At 70.5% G+C, this 12,090-nt stretch carries 6 protein-coding genes and 1 pseudogene; 4 read left to right on the top strand and 3 right to left on the bottom strand.

Features of this window, described 5'->3' with window-relative positions; all coding sequences use genetic code 11:
• Positions 1-124: 124 nt before the first annotated feature.
• A pseudogene (locus AB0O15_RS10245) lies at positions 125-1,304 on the top strand (IS701 family transposase).
• A 562-nt stretch (positions 1,305-1,866) separates the two neighbouring features.
• Positions 1,867-2,361, top strand: a complete 495-nt coding sequence (locus AB0O15_RS10240; RefSeq protein ID WP_364316601.1) for a helix-turn-helix transcriptional regulator — start codon at positions 1,867-1,869, stop codon at positions 2,359-2,361.
• 42 nt (positions 2,362-2,403) lie between these two features.
• On the opposite strand, the gene AB0O15_RS10235 is transcribed toward AB0O15_RS10240, so the two are convergent.
• The 3 genes from AB0O15_RS10235 to AB0O15_RS10225 all read right to left on the bottom strand — a co-directional run bounded on the left by AB0O15_RS10235 (position 2,404) and on the right by AB0O15_RS10225 (position 7,277).
• Positions 2,404-4,512, bottom strand: a complete 2,109-nt coding sequence (locus AB0O15_RS10235; RefSeq protein ID WP_364316598.1) for a bifunctional SulP family inorganic anion transporter/carbonic anhydrase — start codon at positions 4,510-4,512, stop codon at positions 2,404-2,406.
• Between the two features lie 68 nt (positions 4,513-4,580).
• Complete coding sequence (locus AB0O15_RS10230; protein WP_364316596.1) at positions 4,581-6,179, bottom strand: serine/threonine-protein kinase; 1,599 nt, start codon at positions 6,177-6,179, stop codon at positions 4,581-4,583.
• 141 nt (positions 6,180-6,320) lie between these two features.
• Complete coding sequence (locus AB0O15_RS10225) at positions 6,321-7,277, bottom strand: glycosyl hydrolase (RefSeq protein WP_364316594.1); 957 nt, start codon at positions 7,275-7,277, stop codon at positions 6,321-6,323.
• A gap of 319 nt (positions 7,278-7,596) precedes the next feature.
• Here AB0O15_RS10225 and AB0O15_RS10220 point away from each other — a divergent pair, with 319 nt between their 5' ends.
• The gene (locus AB0O15_RS10220; RefSeq protein WP_364316591.1) at positions 7,597-10,185 is read left to right on the top strand and encodes a carboxylate--amine ligase/circularly permuted type 2 ATP-grasp protein; all 2,589 of its coding nucleotides are present in this window, start codon (positions 7,597-7,599) and stop codon (positions 10,183-10,185) included.
• Between the two features lie 131 nt (positions 10,186-10,316).
• Positions 10,317-12,089, top strand: a complete 1,773-nt coding sequence (locus tag AB0O15_RS10215; RefSeq protein ID WP_364316589.1) for an N-acetylglutaminylglutamine amidotransferase — start codon at positions 10,317-10,319, stop codon at positions 12,087-12,089.
• The last annotated feature ends 1 nt before the right edge of the window (position 12,090 follow it).

The following is a 12,090-nucleotide window of genomic DNA, read 5'->3' as shown; positions in this document are numbered from 1 at the left end:
ACTCAGTCGTTCCCTGCGACATCGTCGTGGCCGCCCACCACAGCGCCGTGACCGCCTCAGTCCTGCCCTAATACTGCAACGGCACCTGGCGTTTCGGGTTGGGCCGCTTGCGCGTTGGCTGCTTGTGGCTGACGTTGATGTCGAGGGCTGGCAGGCTGAGCTGGACGGGCTGTTGGATGTGGTGGGTGCTCGTTTCGGCAGGTCAGAGCCGCGTGAGCGAGTAGGCCGGTATGTGGGTGGGTTGATCGCCGGGTTGGAACGTAAGAACGGCTGGACCATCGCGGAACAGGCCGGCGAACTCAGCCCGGACGGGATGCAGCGACTACTGCGCCGTGCGGATTGGGACATCGATGGTGTGCGTGATGACATCCGCGACTACGTGGTCGACCGGCTCGGTCATACCGGGGCCGTGCTGGTCAACGACGACACCGGCTTCGTCAAGAAAGGCGTGAAATCCGCCGGGGTGCAACGGCATACACCGGCACCAGCGGCAAGAAGGACAACTGCCAGATCGGCACGTTCCTGGCCTATGTCGCTCCGGCCGGACACGCTCTGATCGACCGGCACCTGTATCTGCCCGAGTCCTGGACCAGTGATCCGGATCGCTGCCGCGCGGCGGGGATCCCCGAGGACATCGAACTGCAGACCAAGCCGCGGGCCGCGATCGACATGCCGCAACGCGCGATCAACGCGCGGGTGCCGTTCGCCTGGTATACCGCCGATGAAGCCTTCGGGCAGGTCAAATACCTACGGGTCTGGCTTGAGGAGCACGATGTGTCCTATGTGGTGGCGACCCGCTGCAACGACGACGTGTCCGTCCACCGGCATCGGCTACGGCCGGGTCGACACCATCATCGCCGGACTCCCGGCGAGGGCGTGGAAACGCCTGTCCTGCGGTGACGGCGCCCACGGACCCCGCGTCTACGACTGGATACGCGTCGCGATCCGGCCCTACTGGGCGCCGGGACGCGGGTACTGGCTCCTCGCCCGGCGCAGTATCAGCGACCCCACCGAGATCGCCCACTACATCTGCTACGCACCTTGGCGAACCACCCTGGCCACCTTGACCTGGGTCGCCGAACGCAGATGGGCCGTGGAGGAATGCTTCAAACAAGCCAAGCAGGAAACCGGCCTGGACGACTACCAGGTCCGCACCTGGCGAGGCTGGTACGCCCACATCACCTTATCGATGCTCGCCCTGGCCTGGCTCGCCGCCCATCCGCGCCACCGAACATCAAAAAGGGGTACCCGGACAGAGAATCAGCAGCTCATACCCATCACCGTGCCCGAAACCCGCCGTCTGATCGGCGCCCTCCCTCAACCAGCGTCACCCGGACAACGACCACACCAAAGCCGGGTCACTGTTCCGCCGCGACCGGAAATGGCAAGCCCAGCAAGCCCACTGGCACCGAAGATCAACATAGGTGCGGTTGCAGTATTAACAGTGACCATCCGAGGTCGGGCACGCACACGTTCCGTCACCTCCCGGCATCCTCCCCTAACACCCCACGACGCTTTGCTCTGCGCACTCATACTCACCCACGCTCCCACCTGGGGTTGAGGCCGACCCGTTCAGCCTTTGAGGCCCGCTTGGTCGCTGCTGGTGACGCTCCGGCGTCTGACAGAACGGCACCGCACCGTTCCCGCTCTGCGCACCCATACGAACCCCCGGCTTGACCTGGCCAAAGGTCGCCACGGCGCGACGTCAACGGCGCCGCGCCGGCAGAATTGTTCGTCCGCCTGGTGACGCGAGATCGACGACCCCGCGCCGGCAGGGGGTGAGTATGGGTGCGCAGAGCAAAGCGGTGAGGGGGTTGTCCACAGGGGTGGGAGGGGCGGGGCCGCGGATCTGCCAGCATCGGGGGCATGCCACATCGGAGACCCGACGCCTACCCCGCTGCGGGGCTTGTCCGGCGTGCTCGGCGGATCGCGGACTACAGCCAGCGCGAGATCGCCAGGGACGCCGGCGTCTCACGCGCGACGGTCAGCCGGATCGAGGCCGGCACCATGACGCCGAGCCTGGGCGTGATGTTCGCGCTGTTGCGGTCGGCGGGGCTGTGGCTGGTGGCGGTTGACGCCGCAGGGCGGATCGTGCTGCCGATGGAGGACTGGGAGAACACCCGCGACGGCGCGGAGCGGCGCTATCCCAGTCACCTGGACACGATTCTCGATCCGGAGCGGGGCGAGTGGTGGGGGGACATCTACGGGCTGAGCCGGCCTCCGGAGACCTTTCATCGGGACCGGGAGTGGCGGGATGTCTGCCGAAGGCGTAGCCAGTGGGAAGTGCGGGTCGCCAAGTATCGGTACGAGCCCCGGCCGCCGTCGCCGGAGTACTGGTGGCGGATGAAACAGGCGGGCTGACCGCGTGAGGTCGGAGGCGGCCAGCCCGGGGCGGCAAGGCTGTCAGGCGGCGGGTATCGGGCGTTGCAGGCCTTGTTCCTCGTCCACGGTATACATGCGGGTCTGGGCCAGGTCGAAGTAGAGGCCGGCCAGGCGGAGACGGCCCTCGGTGATGGCGGCGGCGACGCTGGGGTAGGTGCGCAGGTTGGCCAGTTGCTGGACGACGTTGGCGGCGATGCAGGACTCCTCGTTGTCGTCGGCGACGTCGGTTCGGGCCTTGGAGAGCCAGCGGCCCAAGGATGTGTCGAGCGGCGCGCCGCCGGACATCATGGCTCGGACGGCGCCGCAGCCCGAGTGGCCGCAGACGGTGATCACCGAGACGCCCAGGACGTCGACGGCGTATTCGATCGCGGCGCCCACTGACGAATCGGGGGCGCCGAAGACCGGGACGATGTTGCCGACGTTGCGGACGCAGAAGAGGTCGCCGGGGCCGCTTCCGGTGATCAGGTTGGGGACGACGCGGGAGTCGGCGCAGGTGATGAAGAGTTGCTCGGGCTGCTGGCCGGCCCGGGCCAGGCCGGCCAGGTGGGGGCGGACCAGCGGGGCGACCGAGCGTTCGAACTCGTCGATGCCGGCGGCCATGGCGTCGCGGCCGCCGCGGTCGTGGGCCTGCCAGCGGGACCAGGAGCCGAGGAAGCGTGGCGGGCGGCTGCGGGCGGAACCGAGGCGGCCGGCGGTGGCCCGGTGGAACCAGCTGTCGTGGACCTCGCGGACGGCGACGCGGCCGCCCGTTCGTTCGTAGGCGTCGCGCCAGTCGCGGATCGTCTCGAAGGCGCCGTGGTCGAGGTAGTCGAGATGCAGTTCCACCTCGACCGAGTGGGCCTCGGGCAGCGCGGCCAGTTCGCGGGCCAGCCGGGCCGAGCCGATGAAGCAGGCGGTGCCGGTAACGTTGACCAGCCAGTGGCCGGGGCGGATCTCGGTGCTGCGGACGTCGCAGCGGGCCACCCGCCACAGCATCGACAGGGCCGCCACGGCCATGCCCAGGGCCACGCCGGTGAGCAGGTCGAAGGCGATCACACCGAGGGCGGTCACCAGGTAGGTCGGCAGTTCGCGATGGCGTACGTACGCACGGATGTGGCCGAGGTCGACCAGGCGCAGGCCGACCACCACCAGGACCGCCGCCAGGGCCGCGAGCGGGATCTGCTCCAGGAGCCCGGCGCACAGCAGCACGAACGCCGCCACCCAGATGCCGTGCATGATCGCCGAGGCCCGGGTACGGGCGCCGGCCGCGACGTTGGCCGAGCTGCGCACGATCACCCCGGTCACCGGCAGGCCGCCGAGCAGGCCCGACACGCTGTTCGCGACGCCCTGGGCGACGAGCTCCTTGTTGAGGCGGGCCCGGCGGCCCTCGTGCAGTTTGTCGACCGCGACCGCCGACAGCAGCGACTCGACGCTGGCCACCAGCGCGATCGTCACCACGGCGATGGCGATGGCGCCCACGGAGGCGGACGGCCACGACGGCAGCACGATCGCGTCCAGCGGCTGGTCGGGCAGGTCGACCCGCGCCACGTCGAGGCCGGCCAGCATCGCGGTCAGGGTCGCGGCGACCACCGCGATCAGGGCGGCGGGCAGCAGCGAGGTGCGCACCAGCTTCGGCCAGATCAGCATGATCGCACCGGCCAGCAGGCCGATCAGCACCGACGGCGTGTGGGATCCGAGGATCTGGGCCGGCAGGTCGAGCAGGTTCCCGGGCGCGTGGCTCTGGGCCTCGCCGCCGAGGACGACGTGCAGCTGGCTGAGGGCGATCACCACGCCGATGCCGGCCAGCATGCCGTGCACGACGGCGGGTGACAGGGCCAGGGCGGTACGGCCGAGCCGGGCCGCGCCGAGGCCGATCTGCACCAGGCCGGCCAGGGCGACCACGGCGGCGGTGCCGGCCCAGCCGAAGTCGGCGACGACTCCGGCGACGATCACGGTGAGGCCGGCGGCGGGGCCGCTCACCTGGAGCGGTGCGCCGCTCAGGGCGCCGGCGACGAGGCCGCCGCAGACGGCGGCGATGAGACCGGCCATGAGCGGCGCGCCTGAGGCGGCGGCGATGCCGAGGGACAGGGGAATGGCGATGAGGAAGACCACCACGGAAGCTGGCAGGTCTCGTCGGAACAAATCCGGCATATCGGAACCGTATAGGCCGTCGGTTAACCCCGGGTTACGCGACGTGTGCGCTCAGCAAAGACACAGTCTCAGTCGGCCAATCTGTAACCCCAGCTCAGCCACGCCTGACGCAGCGACTGGGCGGGGTCGGCGGACTTCTGGTCCCAGGGCGTACGCATCGTCAGCACTGTGGCGCCATCCGCCCGGGACTCACCGTCGTCCCACCAGATGGCCGCGTACCACCGGTTGTCGTCCCCGGCCTTGTACGTGTACTCGATGTATCGCCCGCGCCGGTTGTCCGGGCTGATGCCGGTCTGGCTCAGGCATTCCTGGGGCGAGTTGTGGTCGTGGTTGTTCTGGACCTTCGCCCGCTCGGCGTCCCGCAGGGAGGTCTTCTTGTAGAGCGCGTAGGTGACCGACATCCCGTCGACCGTGCAGCCGCGCCGGGCGAGTTGCCGGTCGTTCGGGGTGCCCACCACGCATTCGGCCAACGGCTGGTCGCCGGCGAACGCCTGGAGCACGGCCAGGTTCGGGTCGTCCGTACCGCCGCCGCTCACCGGGTCGGAGCCGCCCGGCGAACCGGTGGCTTCCCGGCGTTGCGCCCGGTCCCACCACAGGTAACCGGACACGCCCGCGCCGGCCAGGATCAGCAGCACCAGGAAGAAGGTGAGCGCGATCTTCCCGCCGTTGCGGCGCGGCGGCGGTGGCGGCGCCATCGGCCGGCCGGCGGCGGTCGGGTACGCCGTGGCCACCGGAAGCTCGTAGATCGTCGGCTCGACCGGCCGGGCCGGCGGCGCCGGCGACTGGGGCACCGGCATGTAGGGCGTCGCCGACCCGGGCTGGTAGGCGACCGGATCGCCGGTGGCCGGGCGCTGACCGGGCGGCGCCATCAGCGCCTGGCGGACCTGGGCCGCGGTCGGCCGCTCCAGCGGATTCTTGCGCAGACAGGCACGGACGAGCTCGGCCAGTTGCCCGTTCAGCCCGTGCAGCCGCGGTTCGGCCTGGACCACGGCCACGCCGACCGCGACCGGGCTGCCGCCGGGGAACGCGTATTTCCCGGTGGCCGCGAACACCATCGTCGAGGCCCAGGCGAACATGTCGACGGGCGGCCCGAGCGGCTGGTTCTCGACCTGCTCGGGCGCCATGAAGTGGGCGCTGCCGATGACCCGGCTGGCCGCCTGGTGCACCTGTTCCCAGGCGCGGGCGATGCCGAAGTCGATCACCTTGACGCCGCTGGGCCCGAGGATGATGTTGGCCGGCTTGAAGTCGCAGTGCACCACGTTGGCGCCGTGGATCGCCTCCAGCGCGATGACCGTCTGGATGGCCAGGTCGTTGAGCCGGCTGCCGCGGAGCGGGCCGCGGCCGGAGAGCACGTCTTCCTGGAGGGTCGGCCCGTCCACGAACTCGGTGACGATGTACGGCGGGTCGGCGTCGAGGTCGAACGTGATGACGCCGGCGGTGACGAACGCGGCGACCGACTGGGCGCTGAGCAGCTCGCGGTTCAGCGTCGATTTGAGCCGGCCGGTGTCGTCGAAGTCGGTGTTGAGCACCTTGACCGCGACCCGCTCGTCGCCGCCGTCGGTGCCCAGGTAGACCGTGCCCTGACCGCCCCCGCCCAGCTTCTGGAGCAGGCGGTAGGGGCCGACCTGGCGCGGGTCCCGCGCGCCCAGCTCCATCACACCCGACATGCAGGAAAGTGTCTCCTACCCGCGCCAGCCGCACAGCCCCAGGGTCTGTTCGTTGATCGACGCGGCAACGTCACGGAGATAGGCCGTCGTCTACGCGAAGCGTGACCGTCCATTGTGCTCGCTTCCGGACAAATGCGTTCCTCAGCCCGAGAACCGGGCACTCCGGGCCATCGAGCGGTAGGCGGCCAGGGCGTCGCTGGACGTGTCGAAGCGGAAGTTGTGCTTCGAATCGTCCTGCACGTCGGTGTCGAACCAGACCACCGCGCCGATCGACGGGGTGCTCCGGACGTACGCCGAGAGCTTGCCGATCCAGGACGCCTTGCTGCCGCGACCGTGGTCGATCGCCGCGGTCTCGGTCACGATGATCGGCTTGCGCCTGCCGTAGGCCGAGACCACCGGCCGGAACAGCGTCGACGGCGACTCGGAGTAGAAGTCGTAGCCGGACACCCCGACCCAGTCGACGTAGGCGTCGCCCGGGTAGTACTTGCCCATCGCGTTGGCCGATGTGTTCGGCGAGGAGTTCCAGTTCGGGCTCCACACGAAGGCGACGTTGTCCGCCCCGTTCGCCCGGAAGATCCGGTGGATCCGGCGGAACGCGGTCACGTACAGCCCGGGGTCACGCCCGTTGTTCGGGCCGCCCCACTCGAACCAGTCGCCGTTCATCTCCCAGGCCCAGCGCAACAACATCGGTTTCCGGTACGCGGCCAGCCGCTTCGCCGCGGCCTCGATGACCGAGTCCCGCGCGCCACCGGCCACCGGCGCCAGCTTCGTCCCGTGCCACGACACCATCAGGGTCGACGAGCCGATCGACACCGACGAGGGCATCCGCTCGGACCAGCCCCAGAACTGGTGCACGATCTTCTGCTCGCGCCCCAGCTGGCGGCGGCGCAGCGCCAGGCTCTCGGACAGCGACTTCCCGCCCAGGGCCAGGTACGAGCCGAGCATCACCCGGTCCAGCGCCGGCACCGGCCCGCCCTTGCCGGTCCTCTTGGCGGCCGGCTTGTCCTCGGCCTCGTCGCCGTCCTCCTTCGGGGCCGCGGCCTTGCTGGTCGCGCTGGGCGACGGCGTGGCCGACGGTGAGAGGGACGGAACGGGCATATCCGGAGGGGTGGACACCGGTGGGATCACGGTGCGTGGCTGCGCGGCCGCCTCGGGGGCGTTTCGCGAGCACGCGGCCATCGATGCGGTCAGCGCCGCCAGGGTTAACACTCCACGGCGGCGCAGGCGTAAATCGTCGGTCACATCACCCGACGCTACAGTCCCCTGAGCTGCACGAATACCCCTCCAGCCACACATTGATCAAGGTCTTCGCGTGCGGCGAGGTGCTTGACTACCGGTGGAAATGGGCACGTCACATGCCTGGAACACGTTTTGGCGAGGCTCCGGAGATGGCATCCGGACGTACAGAGGCGGACGCATGACGGAGTCACTGAAGGTCACCGCGGACGACGGGGAGGAGGGCATCGGCAACGGCACTGATCTGACCCTCGGGGTCGAGGAGGAGCTGCACGTCGTCGATCTCAAGACCCGTGAGCTCGTACCGCGGGCCCCCGACGTGCTCGACCGGCTCGACCCGGAACACTTCTCGGCCGAGCTGCACCGCTCGGTGGTGGAGACGAACACCCCGGTCACGGCGACCCTCGACGGGCTGCGTGAGGGCATCGTCCGGCTGCGCCGGGAGGCCATCGGCGTCGCCGAGTCGCTCGGCCTCGGGCTGGTCGCGGCCGGCACCGTCCCGCTCGTCGACCTGGACTCGCTGCCGGTCACGCCGACCTCACGCTACCGCCGGATGCTCGACGAATACCAGATGCTCGCCCGCGAGCAGCTGATCTGCGGCGCGCAGGTGCACGTCGGCATCGCCGACCGCGACGAGGCCGTGTCGGTCGCCCAGCGGGTGGCGCCCGCCCTGCCGGTGCTGCTCGCGCTCTCGGCCAGCTCGCCGTACTGGATGGGCGAGGACTCCGGCTACGCCAGCGTCCGCTCGCTGGTCTGGCTGCGCTGGCCGACGGCCGGCGACAGCGGCGAGGTGAGCTCGGCCGCCGACCATGACCAACTGGTCGCCGACCTGATCGCGTCCGGCACGATCACCGACCCCAAGATGGTCTACTTCGACGTCCGGCCCTCGGCCCACCTGCCCACCGTCGAGCTGCGGGTGACCGACGCCTGCCCCGAGGCGGACACCGTGGTGCTGCTGGCCGGCCTGTTCCGCGGCCTGGTGCTGCGGGCCCAGCAGGACTACCGGGCCGGCCGCCCGCAGACGCGGGTCCGGCCGCCGGTGCACCGCGCGGCGATGTGGCGGGCGGCCCGTTCCGGGCTGGAGGGCGACCTGCTCGACCTGCCCCGCTCGCCGGTGCCGGTGCCGGCCGCGGTGGCCGTCGAGCGGCTGATCACCGACCTGCGCCCGCAGCTCGAGCAGCTGGGCGACTGGGAGCAGGTGTTCGACCTGAGCGTGCAGGCGCTGAGCCGGGGCAGTTCGGCGTCCCGGCAGCGGCGGGCCATGCAGCGCCGGGGCCGGCTCTCCGACGTGATCGACCTGGTGGTGGCCGACACCCGGGGCGGCGCGACCGGCATCGGGCCGGACGGGCAGACCGTGCCGGCCGGGCTGTTCCCGTACGCGGCCGAGGGCGACGAAGCCTTCCCGGGCGGGGACGTCGCTCACTCGTACACCGGGATCGTCAATGTTCTCTCCGCCCTGGGCAGCGCCGGTCTGCGCAAGCGTGAGGACGCCCGCGACGACGAGCAGCGCGCCCGCGGCATCACGTTCTCGGTGGCGGGCGAGGCGGCCACCCGGCTGTTCCCGTTCGACCTGGTGCCGCGGCTGGTCCCGGCCGACGACTGGCGGCGGTTGCGGGCCGGTCTGGTGCAGCGGGTCCGGGCGCTGGACGCGTTCGTCGGCGACGTGTACGCCGACCGGCTCGTGGTCAAGGACGGCGTGGTGCCGGAATGGGTGATCGACGGCTCGCCCGAGCTGCGGCCCAGCGGCGCGCTGATCGCCCGGCCGGGGGTACGCGCGCAGGTCGCGGGCGTCGACCTGGTGCGCGACGGCGAGGGCCGCTGGTGTGTGCTGGAGGACAACCTGCGGGTGCCGTCGGGCATCGGCTACTCGATGCAGAACCGCCGGCTCACCGAGAGCGTCCTGCCCGAGCTGCCCCGGCCCGAGGGCCTGCTCAGCGTCGAGGGCACCCCGGCCCTGCTGCGCACCGCGCTGCGTGAGGCGGCGGGCCCGTCGGCCGGCGACGACCCCAAGGTGGTGCTGCTCAGCCAGGGCCCGGACGACTCGGCCTGGTTCGAGCACCGGATGCTGGCCGAGGAGATGGGCATCCCGCTGGTCCGCAGCACCGAGCTGTTCGTGGACGACGGCATCGTGCACCGGCTCCGGGACGGCAAACGCCACCGGGTGGACGTGATCTACCTGCGGATGGGCGAGGACAGTCTGATGCACTCCCCCGGCGCCGACGGCATGCCGCTCGGGCCCAGCCTGGTCGCGGCGCTGCACGCCGACACCGTGGTGCTGGCCAACGCGCTCGGCAACGGGATCGGCGACGACAAGGCCGTGTACGCGTACGTGCCGCGGCTGATCGAGTACTACTTGGGCGAGAAGCCGTTGCTGGCCGACGTGCCGACGTACCTCTGCGGCATCCCCGAGCAGCGGGCCGAGGTGCTCGACCGGCTGGACGAGCTGGTCTGCAAGCCGGTCGACGGCTACGGCGGCGACCGGATCGTGATCGGCCCGCACGCCCGGCCGGAAGACCTGGCCGCGGTACGCCGGCAGATCAACGCCGCGCCGCACCGCTGGGTGGCCCAGGAGGTCGTCGACCTCTCCACCCACCCGGTGTTCGACGGCCACCAGCTCGCCCCGAGGCACGTCGACCTGCGGGCGTTCGTCTTCACCGGCCGCGAGTCGGTGGTCGCCCCGGCCGCGCTGACCCGCGTCGCCCCGGCCGGCTCGATGATCGTCAACTCGTCCCGCGGCGGCGGCTCGAAGGACACGTGGCTGCTCAGCTGAGTGTTGCCTATATGCGCTCAGAGCAGGGCCCTTGCTCTGAGCGCATATAGGCAACGGGATAAGGCCGTTACGGCTACGACATGGATCCGCAACATCCGACCCACAATCTGATGACCCTGGGAGGTCCCATCATGTGCGGCATCGCCGGAGAGCTCCGGTTCGACCAACGGCCCGCGGACGCCGACGCCGTCCGCGCGATGCTGCCCTGCCTGGAATCCCGCGGCCCGGACGGCGAGGGGCTGGAGACCCGCGGCGCGGTCGTGCTGGGCCACCGCCGCCTCAAGATCATCGACCTGTCCGACGCCGGACGGCAGCCGATGACCGACGACGGACTCGGCCTCACCCTGGTCTTCAACGGCTGTATCTACAACTATCAGCAGCTGCGGGACGAGCTCCGGGGGTACGGCTACACGTTCTTCTCCACCTCCGACACCGAGGTGATCCTCAAGGCGTACCACCGGTGGGGCGCCGGCTGTGTCGACCACTTCCTCGGCATGTTCGCCTTCGCGATCGTCGAGCACGGCTCGGGCACCGTGATGCTGGCCCGCGACCGGCTCGGCATCAAGCCCCTCTACCTGGCCGAGACCCCGGGCCGGCTGCGCTTCGCGTCCACGCTGCCGGCGCTGCTCGCCGCCGGGGACGTCGACACGTCGCTCGACCGGGTCGCCCTCCAGCACTACATGACGTTCCACTCGGTGGTCCCGGCGCCGCGGACGATCGTCGCCGGGGTGCGCAAGCTGCCGCCGGCGACCGTACGCGTGATCAAGGCCGACGGGACCAGCACCGAGCGCGTCTACTGGGAGGCCGGCTTCACCCGCGCCCGCGATCTCAGCTCCGAGGAGTGGGCCCACGAGGTCGGGCAGAAGCTGCGGGTCGCGGTCGAGCGGCGGATGGTCGCCGACGTGCCGGTCGGCGTGCTGCTCTCCGGCGGGCTCGACTCCAGCCTGATCGTGGCGCTGCTGGCCGAGCAGGGTCAGCGCGGGCTGACCACGTTCAGCATCGGGTTCGAGGCGGCGGCCGGCGAGCAGGGCGACGAGTTCGCGTACTCCGATCTGATCGCCAAGCAGTTCGACACCGAGCACCACCAGATCCGGATCGGGCGCGACCGGTTCCTGCCCGCGGTCACGCGCACCGTGGCCGCGATGAGCGAGCCCATGGTCAGCCACGACTGCGTCGCCTTCAACCTGCTCTCGGAGGACGTCTCGCAGCACGTCAAGGTGGTGCAGTCGGGGCAGGGCGCGGACGAGATCTTCGCCGGCTACAGCTGGTACCCGCCGCTCGCGAACGTTCCGCGGGACGGTGCCGTCACGGCGTACGCGGCGGAGTTCTTCGATCGTGATTTCGAGACCCTGTCACGGCAGCTGAGCCCGTCGTGGATGCTCGCGACCGATGAGAGCCGCGTGTTCGTCGAGACGAACTTCGGCCGGGCCGGGGCCACCACCAGCGTGGACGCGGCGCTGCGGCTCGACTCGCAGGTGATGCTGGTCGACGACCCGGTCAAGCGGGTGGACAACATGACCATGGCCTGGGGGCTGGAGGCGCGGGTCCCGTTCCTCGACCACGAGCTCGTCGAACTGGCGGCCGCGTGCCCGCCCGAGCTAAAGCTTGCATCAGGGGGCAAGGGCGTGCTCAAGGACGCCGCCCGGGGCGTGGTGCCCGACGAAGTGATCGACCGCACCAAGGGCTACTTCCCGGTTCCGGCCATCCGGCACCTGGAAGGACCGATGCTGGACCTGGTCCGGGATGCCCTTTATGCCCCCCAGGCCCGGACACGCGGATTGTTCCGCCCGGAGTACGTTGACGCGCTCCTCGCGGACCCCAATACTCCTCGCACCACCCTCGGCGCGAACCAGCTCTGGCAGCTGGCACTGCTTGAGATGTGGCTGCAGGACAAGGGGATTTAGA

Origin of the sequence: Actinoplanes sp. NPDC089786 (assembly GCF_040684855.1) — a bacterium.
Lineage (GTDB): Bacteria > Actinomycetota > Actinomycetes > Mycobacteriales > Micromonosporaceae > Actinoplanes.
This window is presented reverse-complemented; position numbering and strand designations above follow the sequence as displayed.